Source organism: Streptomyces sp. NPDC029152 (genome assembly GCF_055564355.1).
Genome location: NZ_JBVHWR010000016.1, coordinates 101,030 through 115,239 on the forward strand (window position 1 = coordinate 101,030; position 14,210 = coordinate 115,239).

The 14,210-nt window shown below is 72.4% G+C and carries 16 protein-coding genes; 3 read left to right on the forward strand and 13 right to left on the reverse strand.

Translation table 11 applies throughout. The annotated features are described in order from the left end of the window. Positions 1 to 9: 9 nt before the first annotated feature. Both ACZ4V6_RS28505 and ACZ4V6_RS28510 read right to left on the reverse strand, forming a co-directional pair. On the reverse strand, positions 10 to 222 hold the full coding sequence (locus tag ACZ4V6_RS28505) for a hypothetical protein (protein ID WP_030188592.1): 213 nt from the start codon (positions 220 to 222) through the stop codon (positions 10 to 12). A 368-nt stretch (positions 223 to 590) separates the two neighbouring features. Continuing rightward, a complete protein-coding gene (locus ACZ4V6_RS28510) occupies positions 591 to 872 on the reverse strand; it encodes an acylphosphatase (RefSeq protein WP_467833034.1) in 282 nt (93 codons plus the stop codon). Between the two features lie 160 nt (positions 873 to 1,032). Between ACZ4V6_RS28510 and ACZ4V6_RS28515 the strand changes: the two genes are divergently transcribed. Together ACZ4V6_RS28515 and ACZ4V6_RS28520 are read left to right on the forward strand one after the other, a co-directional pair. Beyond that, positions 1,033 to 2,211: a CAP domain-containing protein gene (locus tag ACZ4V6_RS28515; RefSeq protein WP_467833036.1), complete on the forward strand. Its 1,179-nt coding sequence runs from the start codon at positions 1,033 to 1,035 to the stop codon at positions 2,209 to 2,211. Between the two features lie 71 nt (positions 2,212 to 2,282). After that, entirely contained in the window at positions 2,283 to 2,699 is a 417-nt protein-coding gene (locus tag ACZ4V6_RS28520) for a winged helix-turn-helix transcriptional regulator (protein WP_467833038.1), read from the forward strand. Here ACZ4V6_RS28520 and mutM read toward each other — a convergent pair. The 9 genes from mutM to ACZ4V6_RS28565 all read right to left on the reverse strand — a co-directional run bounded on the left by mutM (position 2,672) and on the right by ACZ4V6_RS28565 (position 11,746). Further along, positions 2,672 to 3,532, reverse strand: coding sequence for a bifunctional DNA-formamidopyrimidine glycosylase/DNA-(apurinic or apyrimidinic site) lyase (mutM, locus tag ACZ4V6_RS28525; RefSeq protein ID WP_467833040.1), 861 nt, complete (start codon positions 3,530 to 3,532; stop codon positions 2,672 to 2,674). The two genes, ACZ4V6_RS28520 and mutM, sit on opposite strands and share 28 nt — an antisense overlap. A gap of 83 nt (positions 3,533 to 3,615) precedes the next feature. Further along, positions 3,616 to 4,446: a ribonuclease III gene (rnc, locus tag ACZ4V6_RS28530; RefSeq protein WP_467833042.1), complete on the reverse strand. Its 831-nt coding sequence runs from the start codon at positions 4,444 to 4,446 to the stop codon at positions 3,616 to 3,618. Between the two features lie 7 nt (positions 4,447 to 4,453). Beyond that, the gene (gene rpmF / locus ACZ4V6_RS28535; protein WP_003951102.1) at positions 4,454 to 4,627 is read right to left on the reverse strand and encodes a 50S ribosomal protein L32; all 174 of its coding nucleotides are present in this window, start codon (positions 4,625 to 4,627) and stop codon (positions 4,454 to 4,456) included. A gap of 2 nt (positions 4,628 to 4,629) precedes the next feature. Beyond that, the gene (locus tag ACZ4V6_RS28540) at positions 4,630 to 5,274 is read right to left on the reverse strand and encodes a YceD family protein (protein WP_467833045.1); all 645 of its coding nucleotides are present in this window, start codon (positions 5,272 to 5,274) and stop codon (positions 4,630 to 4,632) included. A gap of 143 nt (positions 5,275 to 5,417) precedes the next feature. Continuing rightward, the gene (locus ACZ4V6_RS28545; protein ID WP_467833047.1) at positions 5,418 to 6,515 is read right to left on the reverse strand and encodes an ATP synthase F0 subunit B; all 1,098 of its coding nucleotides are present in this window, start codon (positions 6,513 to 6,515) and stop codon (positions 5,418 to 5,420) included. A 132-nt stretch (positions 6,516 to 6,647) separates the two neighbouring features. Beyond that, positions 6,648 to 7,127: a pantetheine-phosphate adenylyltransferase gene (gene coaD, locus ACZ4V6_RS28550; RefSeq protein WP_467833162.1), complete on the reverse strand. Its 480-nt coding sequence runs from the start codon at positions 7,125 to 7,127 to the stop codon at positions 6,648 to 6,650. 26 nt (positions 7,128 to 7,153) lie between these two features. Next, positions 7,154 to 7,741, reverse strand: a complete 588-nt coding sequence (gene rsmD / locus ACZ4V6_RS28555) for a 16S rRNA (guanine(966)-N(2))-methyltransferase RsmD (RefSeq protein WP_467833049.1) — start codon at positions 7,739 to 7,741, stop codon at positions 7,154 to 7,156. Positions 7,742 to 7,796: 55 nt separating this feature from the next. Further along, entirely contained in the window at positions 7,797 to 10,004 is a 2,208-nt protein-coding gene (gene recG / locus ACZ4V6_RS28560) for an ATP-dependent DNA helicase RecG (protein WP_467833051.1), read from the reverse strand. Positions 10,005 to 10,054: 50 nt separating this feature from the next. Beyond that, a complete protein-coding gene (locus ACZ4V6_RS28565) occupies positions 10,055 to 11,746 on the reverse strand; it encodes a DAK2 domain-containing protein (RefSeq protein WP_467833053.1) in 1,692 nt (563 codons plus the stop codon). Positions 11,747 to 12,009: 263 nt separating this feature from the next. Between ACZ4V6_RS28565 and rpmB the strand changes: the two genes are divergently transcribed. Then, complete coding sequence (rpmB, locus tag ACZ4V6_RS28570) at positions 12,010 to 12,195, forward strand: 50S ribosomal protein L28 (RefSeq protein ID WP_003993230.1); 186 nt, start codon at positions 12,010 to 12,012, stop codon at positions 12,193 to 12,195. 174 nt (positions 12,196 to 12,369) lie between these two features. Here rpmB and thiD read toward each other — a convergent pair whose 3' ends face one another. Both thiD and ACZ4V6_RS28580 read right to left on the reverse strand, forming a co-directional pair. Further along, positions 12,370 to 13,173, reverse strand: a complete 804-nt coding sequence (gene thiD, locus ACZ4V6_RS28575) for a bifunctional hydroxymethylpyrimidine kinase/phosphomethylpyrimidine kinase (protein WP_467833056.1) — start codon at positions 13,171 to 13,173, stop codon at positions 12,370 to 12,372. After that, positions 13,170 to 14,138: a thiamine-phosphate kinase gene (locus tag ACZ4V6_RS28580; protein ID WP_161166296.1), complete on the reverse strand. Its 969-nt coding sequence runs from the start codon at positions 14,136 to 14,138 to the stop codon at positions 13,170 to 13,172. Before ACZ4V6_RS28580 ends, thiD begins: the two co-directional genes overlap by 4 nt. Positions 14,139 to 14,210 lie beyond the last annotated feature (72 nt).

Sequence of the window (14,210 nt, forward strand, 5' to 3'; positions counted from 1 at the left end):
ATGCAGTGATCAGGTGAGCGCAGGCTCCGCCTGGTGTGCGTCAACGCTCTCCATGCTCTCCATGATCCTGTCGTGAGAAGCGGCAGCCGCCAACGCGTCCTTCTCCGCCTGGATTCGTCCGAGCTCGGATTCCAGGTCCTGGACGCGCTGCTGGAGCCGTCGCATCTCGGCGAGGAGTCGAGGGTCGGAGCCGCCGACGTAACCGAGAAGCGCCTTTGCCATGATGGATGGTCCTCCACAATGAGTGACCGACCGAAGCGGTGTGGGTCGTGAGGGATTCGTACCCGCGGTGCTTGGCACTCTTCAGTTTTTACTGCCGTTCAACCATGCCAAACAGCTAAGGTGTGCGGGGCTTTCAGCGTCTCACCAAAAAGTTTGACGGTCAACACGATCACGCCCCGTATTGACAGGTGCCCGGGGCGCGCGGCCGGGAAACGGCGGCGCTGCGACTCCTGCGGGCCCCTGGGGGCGTGGCGATCATCCTGGGTGGGGAGCCTGCCATGAGGTCGGCGTTCTCCGCAACCACCTGCTCGTTCTCCTTCCCGCGCATCCTCGCTCCGGGCGCCGGACGGGCTCCGTCCGGTGCCGCGTCAACGGATCGCGAAGCCCTCGTAGCCGCCGCGGGGTGTGTCCCAGATCTCGGTGACACCGTCCACACGTCCGGGCGTGTCGCCGGCCCGCAGCCAGTCGAGGAGCCCCTCGCACCGCTCGCGCGGGCCTTCCGCGACCACCTGGACACGCCCGTCGGCCAGATTGAGAGCAAAACCACTCATGTCGCCGAGTTCCAGTGCCCTGGCCCGCGTGAACCAGCGGAAACCCACACCCTGGACCTGCCCGCGAACCCACGCGACCAGCCGTACGTCCTCGCTCATGAGTGCAACCTAACCAGTCAATGTCACTCCGGACACTTCACCCCCTGACACCATGCGGTACCGTCCCGACCCAATGAATCCCACCTGAAACTCACCCGATCGTGGGAGTACCGGGTGAACGCCAGGACACGTCGACCGCGAGGACGAGGAAGGCCAGGACATGGGACGCCACCGACGCTCCGCCGCCGGCCGCGCCGCCACCGGCCACGCCGCGGAGGGCCACCGGACGGACGGCTCCGCGGGGCAGGACCGGCACCCGGAGGCCCCGGGCCCGGACCTCCGTCCCACGATGGGCATCGCGCCCTACCTGAACCCCGAGGCGTACGCCGAGGCCCTCGCGAAGAGCGACGCCTACCTGTTCGGGCCGGACGACCGGGACGGCGAGGGCCACCCGGGCGCGGGCCGTACGGTCCCCTTCCCCAGCGGGGGCTTCACCCCCGACGACGGCCCGCGGCGCGCGGGTTCGCGGCGCCGCCGGAAGAACCGGGAGAACCGGAAGAAGGGGGCCGTCGCCCCGGTCCGCACGGGACTGCTCGGCGTCTCCGCCGCGGTCGCGCTCGGCACGCTCGCCGTGGCCACGGGCGCGGTGCCCGGCCTCGACAACTACCGCTTCGGCGGTGTCGGCGGCGGCGACCGGGTGCAGTCGGCCGACGTGCCGTCCAACAACCCGGCCGAGCAGGGCGGCGCCTACGGCAGTGCGGACACCGGCCTCGACGGCGGCGCGTCCACGAGCCGTGGCACGGGCCGCTCCGTCTCGCCGTCCGCCCCCGCGTCCTCCTCGCCCTCGGCCTCCCCCTCCCCGTCGGCATCGGCATCGGCATCGGCCGCGCCGACCGGTACGCCGTCGAAGACGCAGGAGCCCGAGGCCCCCACGCCCAGCCAGAAGCGGCAGTCCCCGCCCTCCCGCACCGCCACAGAGGCGCCGGAGCGGCCCGGTGCCCCCGCCGGCTCCATGTCCGAGCAGGCGGCGGCCGAGGCCCAGGTGCTCAAGCTCGTCAACGACGAGCGGGCCGAGGCGGGCTGCGGTCCGGTGGCCGCGAACAGCGCGCTGCGCGAACTGGCCGAGGACTTCAGCGAGGCCATGGCGGAACAGGACTTCTTCGACCACACCGACCCCTCCGGCGCCACGCCGTGGGACCGGGCCGAGGCGGCGGGGATAGGCAGCCTCGGCGGCGAGAACATAGCCCGCGGGCAGGCCGACGCCCAGGCCGTGATGGACGCCTGGATGAAGAGCCCGGGGCACAAGGCCAACATCCTGAACTGCGACTTCCAGACCCTGGGCGTCGGCGTCCACTTCGGCCCGGGCGGGCCCTGGTGGACGCAGGATTTCGGCTACTGAGCGACGCCGGAGCGCTGCCGCGGGGGCGGCGCGTTCTGCGGGGCAGCGCTGTGCTCACGTAGGCTGAAGACATGTCGACCACGCAGGAGCGCACGGAAGAGCAGGACCTCCCGTACGACGTGTTCTCCCGGGCCTGTCCCTCGCGCGGCACCCTGGAGCACGTCACGGGACGCTGGGGCGCGCTGACGCTCGGCGCGCTGTACGAGGGGTCCTTCCGCTTCAACGAACTGCGGCGCCGTGTCGACGGCGTGAGCGAGAAGATGCTGTCCCAGACCCTGCACGCGCTGGAGCGCGACGGTCTGGTGCACCGCGAGGCCCAGCCCACCAACCCGCCCCGCGTGGACTACGAACTCACCCCGCTGGGACGCGAGGTGGCCGGTCGGCTGATCGCGCTCATCCAGTGCCTGGAGGGGCACATGGACGAGGTGCTCGCCTCGCGTGAGCGCTACGACGCCCGGGGTCAGGACACCGCGCGCGGCGGGCGCTGACACTTCGGGCAGAAGTAACTGGAGCGGTTCATCCACGGCCTGCGGCGCATCGGCGTCGCGCAGCGGCGGCAGGGCAGGCCTTCGCGGCCGTACGCGTCGAGCGAGCGGTCGAAGTAGCCGGACTCCCCGTTGACGTTGACGTACAGGCTGTCGAAGCTGGTGCCGCCCACGGCGAGGGCCGCGTTCATCACGTCCCGGACGTGGCCGAGGAGTTCGGTGGTGCGGGGCCGGGTGAGGGTGGCCGTCGGGCGTTCGTAGTGCAGGCGGGAGCGCCACAGGGCCTCGTCCGCGTAGATGTTGCCGACGCCGCTGATCAGGGACTGGTCGAGCAGGGCCCGCTTGATGGTGGTGCGCTTGCGGCGCAGCGCCAGGTGGAACGCCTCGTCGTCGAAGAGCGGGTCGAGGGGGTCGCGGGCGATGTGCCCGATGACGTCGGGCAGGCCGTCCGGGGTGGTGTCGTGCAGGGAGAGACCGCCGAAGGTGCGCTGGTCGACGAAGCGGAGTTCGGTGCCGAGGCCGTCGGCGAAGCGGACGCGGATGCGCAGGTGCTTCTCGGCCGGTGCCTCGTGCGGCTGGACCAGCAGCTGGCCGCTCATGCCGAGGTGCGCGAGGACCGCCTGGCCGGTGTCCTCCAGGGGCAGCCACAGGTACTTGCCGCGGCGGCTGGGCGTGCCGATGCGGTGGCCCTTCAGACGCTGGGCGAAGTCGTCGCCGCCGGCGACGTGCCGGCGTACCGCACGCGGGTGCAGTACGTCGGCGTCGGCGACGGTCCGGTGGGCGATCCAGCGTTCCAGGCCGCGCCGTACGACCTCGACCTCGGGCAACTCGGGCATGGCTTCCCCTCGGACGGTCCGGTGGACGGCCCGAGCGCCCGCCCCGGTGCCGGGGCGGGCGCTCGGGCCGTGCTGTGCTGTGGTCAGGCGGAGGCCGACGGTGCGTCGGCGTTCGGCTCGGTGACGACGTCCGCGGCCGACGGGGTGTCCGTGGCCTCGGCGCGCTCGTCCGCCGCGGCGCGGATGGACCGCCACGCGGATTCCGCGGCCTGCTGCTCCGCCTCCTTCTTGCTGCGGCCGGTGCCGGTGCCGTACGAGACGCCTCCGACGCGGGCGGCAGCAGTGAAGGTCTTCTCGTGGTCCGGGCCGGTCTCCGTGACCAGGTACTCGGGGACGCCGAGTCCTTCGGTCGCGGTGAGTTCCTGGAGGCTGGTCTTCCAGTCCAGGCCGGCACCGAGGTTGGAGGACTTCTCGATCAGCGGGTCGAACAGGCGGTGCACCAGTTCGGAGGCCGCGTCGAGGCCCTGGTCGAGATAGACCGCGCCGATCACCGCTTCGAGGGTGTCGGCGAGGATGGACGCCTTGTCCCGGCCGCCCGTGCCCTCTTCACCGCGGCCGAGCCGGATGAAGGAACCGAGGTCGAGCCCGCGGCCCACCTCCGCCAGCGCACGCGAGTTGACCACCGCGGCCCGCAGCTTGGCCAGCTGGCCTTCGGGCAGGTCGGGGTGGGTGCGGTACAGCGTGTCCGTGACGACGAGGCCGAGGACGGAGTCACCGAGGAACTCCAGCCGCTCGTTCGTCGGCAGGCCGCCGTTCTCGTACGCGTAGGAACGGTGGGTCAGCGCACGCACCAGAAGGGCGGACTCGAGCTGATAGCCGAGCCGCCCTTCCAGAAGCGTGTGGGACGAGGCCTGGGTGTCCGCCTTCTTCTTGGCGTCTTCCGCCTTCTTGGGGACTGACACAGTGCCTCTCACCAGCCGCTCAGACCTCGAGGACCTGGCGCTTGTTGTAAGTGCCGCAAGACGGGCACGCGATGTGCTGCTGCTTGGGCTCGTGGCAGCGCTCGCACGCAACCAGGGTGGGGACCGCAGCCTTCCACTGCGACCGGCGGTGGCGCGTGTTGCTGCGCGACATCTTCCGCTTCGGAACAGCCACGGCTACTTCTCCTGCTTCTCGTCGACGCCAGGTTCGGCGCCGCTCATCTCGTCCTTCTCGCCGTCTTCGAGTGAACCGGCGAGTCCCTGCAAAGCCGCCCAACGGATGTCGACGGCGTCATGGTGGTGGTCCGGGTCGTCCGCCAGGCGCACTCCGCACTCGGAGCACAGACCCGGGCAGTCTTCCTGGCACACCGGCTGCATCGGCAGTGCGAGCACCACCGCATCGCGCAGCACGGGTTCGAGGTCGATCAGGCCGTCCTCGACGAAGAGCCTGTCCTCGTCTTCCTCGGCGTCGTCGGCCGGTTCCGCCTTCACGCGGCCCCGGTCGTCGGCGTCAGGGTACGAGAACATCTCCTGGAAGTCCGCTTCGAGCTGCTGCTCCAGCGGCTCCAGACACCTTACGCACTCCCCCTCGGCCTTGGCACGGGCGGTGCCTGTGACGAGCACCCCTTCCATGACCGATTCGAGCCGGAGCTCGAGCTCCACCGGGGCGCCTTCCGGTACCCCGATGACTCCCGCGACACCGAGGTCCCGGGGAGCGTCGATCGTGCGGTTCAGGCGCTGCAGCGCACCAGGACGCCGTCCCAGCTCGTGCGTGTCGAACACGAGAGGGTTTCGGTGGTCGAGGCGGGCGTTCAGGGCCATTCCTGCTTTCGTTCTTCGAGCTGGGGGAACGCCGCCCTGCGGTGTCCCCGGGCAGCGTTGATCGCGGACGTACGCGCGACCGAAGAGCCAGGATACTGGACCTTTCGCTCTCGGCCCAATCCGGCCCCGGGCCGGCACCCGGCCTAGAGCCCGCGGCCCTGTTCGTAGGCCCGCAGCTGCTCGGCACTGATCATGCTGGTGTCGAAGAGGCTGGTCTCGTCGAGGGTCGCCGGCTGGGCCGGCGGCAGCTGCGGGGGCTGGGCGTAGTCCTGGGTGTCGTAGGCCGGCTGCTGGGCGTCGTAGCCCTGGTACGCGTAGGGGTCGGCGGGCTGCTGCTGGTAGCCGTACGCGTCCTGCCGGTCGCCGTAGGGCTGCTGGTAGCCGCCGCCGTACGGGTCGGGCTGCTGCTGGGGGTAGCCGTACGCCGGCTGCTGCGTCGGCATCTGCGGCACGGCCGGTGCCTGTGCCGCCGCCGGCTGCTGCTCGCCGTACTCCCGCTGCCGGGGCTGCTCGGCGGGGTCGTCCGAGAGGGCCGCGAGGCCGGCGAGGTAGTCGGCGTCGCTGGAGTGCTGGACGGTGGTGAGGTCGTCGGCGAGGGCGCCGAGGTCGTCGGTGGCGATCCGGCCGTGCAGCTTCTGGCGGCCGCGGCCGACGGCCTCCAAGGTCTTGGCCAGGACCGCCTCGAAGGCGCCGAGCTTGGTGTCGACGTAGGCGTCGGCGTCGCGGCGCAGGGTCTCGGGGTCGTGGCTGCGCTCAGGGGCGTCCTCGTCCTCGTAGCCGTTCTCGTCGAGGCCGGGTCCGGTGCCCAGGAGCTTCTCCCGGCCCCGGCCGACGGAGCCGAGGGTCTTGGTGAGGACGACCTCGAAGTTGGCGAGCTTGGAGTCGACGTAGTCGTCGGCCTCGGCGCGGATCTCCTCGGCCTCCTGGCGGGCCTCGGCGAGGATGCGGTCGGCCTCGGCCTGGGAGCGGCGGGCCACCTCCGTGCCGGCGATCAGGGAGCCGCGTTCGGCGTGCGCGCTCTCGATGATCCGTTCGGCCTCCTGGCGGGCCTGCTCGACCATCTGATCGCGGTCGCCGATCAGCTCCTGGGCCTGGGCGAGGGAACCGGGGAGTTCGGCGCGCAGCTCCTCCAGCATCGAGAGGAGTTCGGCGCGGTTGACCACGCACGAGGCCGACATGGGCATGGCGCGGGCGCCGGAGACCATCGCGGTGATCTCGTCGAGCTTCTTCTGCACGTCCACCGTGTGCTCGCCACTCTCTACAGCTGTGTTGGAGACGGACGGGACGACTGTACGACCCTGGGGTGTCGCGGGGACACCGGGTGACGGATCGCCGGTCTCCGGGGGCTGGGCGAGGAGCGTGCCGGGGCGCGCTCAGTCCTTCCTCAGACGCTCCGAGAGGGCTTCGAGGACCAGCGGCGGCACCAGGTGGGAGACGTCGCCGCCCCAGGTCGCGACCTCCTTGACCAAGGAGGACGACAGGAAGCTGTAGGTGGGGTTGGTGGGGATGAAGAGGGTCTCCACGCCGGAGAGGCCGTTGTTCATCTGGGCCATCTGCAGCTCGTAGTCGAAGTCGCTGACCGCGCGCAGGCCCTTGACGATGGCCGGGATGTCGCGCTGCTTGCAGAAGTCGACGAGGAGGCCGTGGAAGGACTCCACACGGACGTTCCCGTACTCGGCGGTGACCTGGCCGATGAGGTCGATCCGTTCCTCGATCTCGAACAGGCCCTTCTTGGCCTGGTTGATCATCACCGCGACGTAGACCTCGTCATAGAGACTGGAGGCCCGGGCGATGATGTCGAGATGTCCGTTGGTGATGGGGTCGAACGACCCGGGACAGACGGCGCGGCGCACTTGAGTTCCCTCGCTCTCCGGTCCGGTCATCGTGCGTCTTCGCACGTAGAGGCGGCGCGACCGTACCAAAACGTTCCCTCGCCGTAGCGACGGGCCCGGATCGCCTCGAAGCCGTCGGGCCAGCCGAATGCGCCGCCTCTGGTGCTGCGCTCCACGGTGACGAGCGCTTGCTCAGTGAGCCACCCCTCCGTGCGGAGTGTGAGCAGGATCTCCCGAAGATCGTCGTCGGAGACGGCGTACGGCGGATCGAGGAAGACGATGTCGTACGGCTCGGCCGGGGCGGGGGTGCGGACGACCTGTTCCGCCCTGCCCGTCCTGACCTCGGCGCCGGGCAGGCCGAGGGACCTGGCGTTGTCCCGGACGGTGCGGGCGGCGCGGGCGTCGGCCTCGACGAGCAGGACGTGCCCCGCGCCCCGGGACAGCGCCTCCAGGCCGACGGCGCCGGACCCGGCGTACAGGTCGAGGACCCGTTCGCCGTCGAGGGGGCCGCCGAGCAGGGACTGCCAGGTGGAGAAGAGCCCCTCGCGCGCGCGGTCGGAGGTGGGGCGGGTGCCGGTCCCTGGCGGGACGGCGAGGCGGCGCCCGCCGGCCTTGCCGGCGATCACGCGGGTCATCTCTGTGTCCTTGTCGGTGTGCTCGGGTGGACGGACGGTGTCCGGTCCCAGTCTGTCAGCCCTTCTCCAGGTACTGCTCCCTCTCCTCGTCCACGAGGGCGTCCAGGGCCGTCCGCAGGCCGGGCAGGCCTGTCAGTTCCGGGTCGGCGGCGACCACCGCCGCCGCCTCCTGCCTCGCCTCGGCGATGATCTCCTCGTCCTCGATGACCGCGAGGACGCGCAGGGAGGTGCGGGCGCCGGACTGGGCCTGGCCGAGGACGTCGCCCTCGCGCCGCTGTTCGAGGTCGATGCGGGAGAGCTCGAAGCCGTCGAGGGTGCCGGCGACGGCGCCCAGCCGCTGCCGGGCCGCGCTCGCCTCGGGCATCTCGGTGACCAGCAGGCACAGGCCGGGTGCGGAGCCGCGGCCGACGCGGCCGCGCAGCTGGTGGAGCTGGGAGACCCCGAAGCGGTCGGCGTCCATGATCACCATCGCGGTGGCGTTGGGGACGTTGACGCCGACCTCGATGACGGTCGTGGCGACCAGGACGTCGGTCTCCCCGGCGGCGAAGCGGCGCATGACGGCGTCCTTGTCGTCGGGCGGCATGCGGCCGTGCAGCACCTCGACCCCGAGTCCCTGGAGCGGGCCCTTCGCGAGCTGTTCGGCGACGTCGAGGACGGCGAGCGGGGGCCGCTTCTCGGCGTCGCCGGCGGGCGGTCCGCCCTTCTTCGGGCCCTCGTCCTCGTCACCGATGCGCGGGCAGACGACGTACGCCTGGTGCCCGTTCGACACTTCCTCACGGACCCGTTCCCAGGCGCGCGCCAGGAAGTGCGGTTTGTCGGCGGCCGGGACGACGTGGCTGGCGATCGGAGAGCGTCCGGCCGGGAGCTGGTCCAGGACGGAGGTCTCCAGGTCGCCGAAGACGGTCATGGCGACGGTGCGCGGGATGGGCGTGGCGGTCATGACAAGCAGGTGCGGGGGCTGTTTGCCCTTGCCGCGCAGGGCGTCGCGCTGCTCGACGCCGAAGCGGTGCTGTTCGTCGACGACGACCAGGCCGAGGTCGTGGAACTGCACCTTGTCCTCGATCAGCGCGTGCGTGCCGATGACGATGCCGGCCTCGCCGGTGGCCAGGTCGAGCAGGGCGTGGCGGCGGGCGGCGGCGCCCATCGAACCGGTGAGCAGCACCACCTTGGTGGCGTGTTCGGCTCCGCCCAGCATGCCGCCCTCGGCCAGCTCGCCCATCATCTCGACGATCGACCGGTGGTGCTGCTGGGCGAGCACCTCGGTGGGCGCCAGCATCACGGCCTGCCCGCCCGAGTCGACGACGGCGAGCATGGCGCGCAGGGCGACCAGGGTCTTGCCCGATCCGACCTCTCCCTGGAGCAGCCGGTGCATCGGGTGGTCGGTGGCGAGGTCGTCGAAGATCTCGCGGGAGACCTTCCGCTGGCCGTCGGTGAGGGTGAAGGGGAGGCGCTCGTCGAAGGCCGTCAGCAGGCCGTCGGGGCTCGGTTTCCGCGGGACCGCGGGGAGTTGGGTCTCGGCGTGGCGGCGGCGGGCCAGGGCGACCTGGAGGACGAAGGCCTCGTCCCACTTCAGGCGGGCGCGGGCGTCCTCGATGTCCGCCTTGGTGTGCGGGCGGTGGATCTTCAGGAGGGCCTCGGGCAGGGAGACCAGGCCGCGGCCCTCGCGCAGCGAGGCGGGCAGGGGGTCGACGGCCTCCTGGGCGCTGGGCAGGATCGTCTGGACCGCCTTGCCGATCTTCCAGGACTCCAGCTTGGCGGTGGCCGGGTAGAGGGGGATCAGGGCGCCCGCCCAGGACTCGACGGGCTCGTCCCCGTCGTCGGTGCCGCCGCGCAGCAACTCGTACGCCGGGTGGGCCAGTTGGAGGCGGCGGTTGAAGACGGAGACCTTGCCCGCGAACATCGCCCGCGTGCCCGGCAGGAGCTCCTTGTGGGGCTTGTGGACGCCGTTGCCGAAGAAGACCAGCTGGAGGCGGCCGCTGCCGTCCGTGATGGTCACCTCGAGGCGCTGTCCCTTGCCGCGCGGGGCCTTGGAGGAGGCGAAGGTGTGCAGGCGGGCGTCGGCGACCTGGGCGACCACCGTGACGTGTTCGTCCATGGGGAGGTCGGCGAGGTGGGTGAGCTGGCCGCGCTCCTCGTATCTGCGGGGGTAGTGGTGGAGGAGGTCGCCGACGGTGTGCAGGCCGAGATGCTCGGCCATCACCTTCGCGGTGGCGGGGCCGAGCACCTTCTTCAGGGGTTCTTGCAGTGCGGGCACGGGATCCATTGCACACCACGCCACTGACAGAGCCGCCCGCCCCGCCGGAGAGGGGCGCGCTACTCCACGCCGATCAGGAGCAGCGCACCTTGCCGGCCGCCCCGGTAGACGACCGTGTCGACGGCGAGGTACGCCTCGCGGACGCGGGCCTCCAGGAGTCCGGCGAGGGACCCGGGGGCGTCGTCGCCGAGGACCAGCGTGACCAGTTCGCCGCCCGCGGCGAGCATGCGGTCCAGCACGGTCCCGGCGACGGTCGCGACGTCCGCGCCGATCACGGCCACGTCGCCGTCGATAAGGCCGAGGACGTCACCGGCCTGGCAGATGCCGGCCGTGGTCCAGGACCGGTGCTCGGCGACGGTGACCTCGGCGTGGCGGGTGGCGCCGGCCGCCGAGGTCATCGCCACGACGTCCTCGTCGAAGCGCCGCTCGGGTTCGTGCACGGCGAGCGCGGCGATGCCCTGGACCGCGGAGCGGGTCGGGATCAGGGCGACGCGGATGCCCTCGGTGCGGGCCTGCTCGGCCGCCGCGGCGGCGGTGTGGCGCAGTTCGGCGTCGTTGGGCAGCAGCACGACCTCGCGCGCGTGCGCCCGCCGCAGGGCCTGGACGAGCTCCCCGCTCGCGGGCGGCTCCCCGGCGCGCGCGAGCACCGCGGTGGCGCCGGCCTCCGTGTACAGCCCGGCCAGTCCCTCGCCGGGCACGACGGCGACGACGGCCCGCTGGGCCCGTTCCCGCGGCGGGCGCTCGGCGCCGGTGGTGTGCACGTCGCCCTGCCCGAAGTGGGTGATCCGGATCCGGTACGGCCGCCCGGCCTCGACACCCGCCTCCACGGCGGCGCCGGCGTCGTCGACGTGCACGTGGACGTTCCACAGTCCGTCGCCGCCGACCACGACGAGCGAGTCCCCGAGGGCGTCGAGCCGCTGCCGCAGCCGCGTCACGGCGGCGTCCTCGGCCTCCAGGAGGTAGATCACCTCGAAGGCGGGGCCGTCCGCCGCGGGGCACTCCCCGGTGGTCTCCGGGCCGGCGTGCTCCACGCGCGCGTGCGGCACGGTCACCGCTCCCGCCGCCGGCGTCCGCCCGGTGAAGGTCTCGACCAGGGCGGCGAGCACGGTCACCAGGCCGCGCCCCCCTGCGTCGACCACTCCGGCGCGTTCCAGGACGGGCAGCTGTCCCGGGGTGGCGGCGAGCGCCGCGCGGGCGCCCTCGTAGGCGGCGTGGGCCACGGCCGCGCAGTCGCCCTCGGCCCTCCCGGCGGCGTCGGCGGCGGCCGAGGCGACCGTGAGGACGGTGCCCTCGACCGGGTGGGCCACGGCCTGCCGGGCGGAGTCGGCCGCGTGCCGCAGGGCCAGCCGCAGGCCGGGACCGTCGGTGTGGGCGTGCTCACCCCGGGCGGTGAGCACCTGGGCCAGGCCGCGCAGCAGCTGGGCCAGGATGGTTCCGGAGTTGCCCCGGGCGCCGATCAGCGCCCCGTGCGCCATGGCGCCGACGGCGTCGGCGAGCGTGGGTCCGGCGGCCGCCCCGGCCGGGTCCGCGGCCGGCACCCGGCCGACCTCGTGCGCCGCGAACACCGCCTCCACGGCGGCGGCGGCGGACTCGACGGTCAGGTAGAGGTTGGTGCCGGTGTCCCCGTCCGCGACCGGGTAGACGTTGATGGCGTCGATCTCCTCGCGCGCCCGCCCGAGTGCGCGCAGCGACAGGCCGCACCAGGTGCGCACCGCCAGAGCGTCGAAGAACCTCTGCGGCACCTGCGCCACCTGCGCCTCCTTGAGCTGCTGGACGTGGCAGGCAGCGTAGACCCCGGGGGGGTGGCCGTCGGAAGAGGGCCGGGGGCGGGCCGCCGAACCGCCGTGGTAGTTTCGTTGTACGGGAGCAGCCGTTGTATGCTGCTCCGGTTGCCCGATCCGATCGGGCTCTCCCCCTGGCACCGCCACTCAGATCACGGACCGTTCGCGCTCGAGATCCTGTCCCGGCATGCCGGGATCAACCGTAAGTGCATCTGAAGTCTTTGGAGTGACCCGTGGCTGCCAACTGCGACGTCTGCGGCAAGGGGCCGGGCTTCGGCAACAACATCTCGCACTCGCACCGCCGTACGTCCCGCCGCTGGAACCCGAACATCCAGCGTGTACGTACCGTGGTCGGCGGGACGCCGAAGCGCGTGAACGCTTGCACCTCGTGCATCAAGGCCGGCAAGGTCTCGCGCTGACGCGTCAGCTGAGCGCGCGGCCACTGTCCGGTCCGCTGCACTGAGCCGGCCCACTTCGGTGGGCCGGCTTTTTGCCGTGCCCGGATCCTTCGGGAAACGCGGGTGCCTCCTGCTGTGCCCCGCGTGCCGGCCGCCTTCTTCCGGCGGCCGACGCGGAGGGGACGGCTCCCGGCATCACGCCGAGGGCGTGTCCCGCCGTAGCTCCCAGCCGTGGTCCACGGGGCCGATGCCGCCGCCGAGCGCGAATCCGGCCGCGATCGCGCCGGTGACGTACTCCTTGGCGGCCGTCACGGCCTGCGGGACCGACTGCCCCTTCGCCAGGCCGCAGGCGATGGCCGACGCGAGGGTGCAGCCCGTGCCGTGCGTGTGCCGGTTGTCGAGGCGCGGGGCGCGCAGCCAGTGCTCCTCGGAGCCGTCCGTGAGCAGGTCCACGGCGTCGCCCGACAGGTGCCCTCCCTTGATCAGCACCCACCGCGGCCCGAACTCCAGCACGGCGGCGGCGGCCCGGCGCAGGTCGGCGTCGGACCCGACGCGCACGCCGGTGAGTTGTGCGACCTCGTCGAGGTTGGGCGTGGCGACGGTGGCCACCGGCAGCAGCTCGGTGCGTACGGAGTCCAGGGCGGAGGCGGCGAGCAGCGCGTCGCCGTGCTTGGAGACGCCGACCGGGTCGACGACGGCCGGGGCGTCGGTGGAGCCGATCAATTCGGCGACCGTCTCGACGAGTTCCGCGGAGGAGAGCATCCCGGTCTTGACCGCCTGCACGCCGATGTCGTCCACGACGCTGCGGTACTGGGCCCGGACCGCCTCCACGGGCAGTTCCCAGGCGCCCTGCACGCCGAGGGAGTTCTGCGCGGTGACGGCGGTGAGCACGCTCATGCCGTGCGTGCCGAGGGCGAGCATCGTCTTCAGGTCGGCCTGGATCCCGGCGCCGCCACCGGAGTCGGACCCGGCCACGGTGAGGACCCGGGGCGGCCTCATGCCTCGACCTCCCCGCCGAAGTGGTCCCAGCCGCCCTTGCTGGTCCAGGGCGCCCCGTCGACGGTCACCTGGGGCAGCGCCGAGGGGTTGAGGACCTCGCCGATGACCTTCCAGCGGGCGGGCAGCTTCACGTCGGGCGGGAAGGTCGCCACGATCGCGTGGTCCTCTCCCCCGGTGAGCACCCACTGCATCGGGTCCACGCCGACGGCCTGGCCGATGTCGTTCATCTGGGACGGGATGTCGATCTGCCCCGAGCGGATGTCGATCCTGACCTTGCTGGCCTCGGCGATGTGGCCCAGGTCCGCGATCAGTCCGTCGCTCACGTCGCACATCGCGGTGGCGCCGAGTCCCGCGGCGGCCGGGCCCGCGTGGTACGGCGGCTCGGGGCGGCGGTGGGCCTCGACGAAGGCGCGCGGCGAGCGGAAGCCGCGGGAGAGCACGGCGAAGCCGGCCGCGGACCAGCCGAGCCAGCCGGTCACCGCGACGAGGTCGCCGGGCTGGGCGCCGCCCCGGGTGACGGGCTCCTGGTTGCGCAGGTCGCCGAGGGCGGTGATGGAGACGGTGATGGTGTCGCCGCGCACCACGTCGCCGCCGACCACGGAGGCACCCGCGACCTGACACTCGTCGCGCAGCCCGTCCATCAGCTCGGTCGGCCAGGTCACCGGGAGCTCGGCGGGCACGACCAGGCCGAGCAGCAGGGCGGTCGGCACGGCGCCCATCGCGGCGATGTCGGCGAGGTTCTGCGCCGCGGCCTTGCGGCCCACGTCGTACGCGGTCGACCAGTCGCGCCGGAAGTGCCGCCCCTCGACGAGGATGTCGGTGCTGGCCACGACCCGGCGGTCGGGCGCGGCGACCACCGCGGCGTCGTCGCCGGGGCCGACCCGGACCGCCGGGGTGGAGGTGAGACGGGAGGTGAGCTCCCTGATGAGCCCGAACTCCCCGAGCTCACCAACAGTGCCCTTCATTGCCTTACGCCCCTTCTGTCCCTGTCCGTGCCCGGTCGCGCGTCATCTCTGTCCTGGTTACGGTCGACATGG

Excerpts from the sequence above, each read along its gene's own strand:
- ACZ4V6_RS28505 (WP_030188592.1), bottom strand. The coding sequence starts at position 222 with ATGGCAAAGGCGCTTCTCGGTTACGTCGGCGGCTCCGACCCTCGACTC.
- ACZ4V6_RS28510 (WP_467833034.1), bottom strand. The coding sequence starts at position 872 with ATGAGCGAGGACGTACGGCTGGTCGCGTGGGTTCGCGGGCAGGTCCAG.
- ACZ4V6_RS28515 (WP_467833036.1), top strand. The coding sequence starts at position 1,033 with ATGGGACGCCACCGACGCTCCGCCGCCGGCCGCGCCGCCACCGGCCAC.
- ACZ4V6_RS28520 (WP_467833038.1), top strand. The coding sequence starts at position 2,283 with ATGTCGACCACGCAGGAGCGCACGGAAGAGCAGGACCTCCCGTACGAC.
- mutM (WP_467833040.1), bottom strand. The coding sequence starts at position 3,532 with ATGCCCGAGTTGCCCGAGGTCGAGGTCGTACGGCGCGGCCTGGAACGC.
- ACZ4V6_RS28540 (WP_467833045.1), bottom strand. The coding sequence starts at position 5,274 with ATGGCCCTGAACGCCCGCCTCGACCACCGAAACCCTCTCGTGTTCGAC.
- rsmD (WP_467833049.1), bottom strand. The coding sequence starts at position 7,741 with ATGACCCGCGTGATCGCCGGCAAGGCCGGCGGGCGCCGCCTCGCCGTC.
- recG (WP_467833051.1), bottom strand. The coding sequence starts at position 10,004 with ATGGATCCCGTGCCCGCACTGCAAGAACCCCTGAAGAAGGTGCTCGGC.
- thiD (WP_467833056.1), bottom strand. The coding sequence starts at position 13,173 with ATGAGGCCGCCCCGGGTCCTCACCGTGGCCGGGTCCGACTCCGGTGGC.
- ACZ4V6_RS28580 (WP_161166296.1), bottom strand. The coding sequence starts at position 14,138 with ATGAAGGGCACTGTTGGTGAGCTCGGGGAGTTCGGGCTCATCAGGGAG.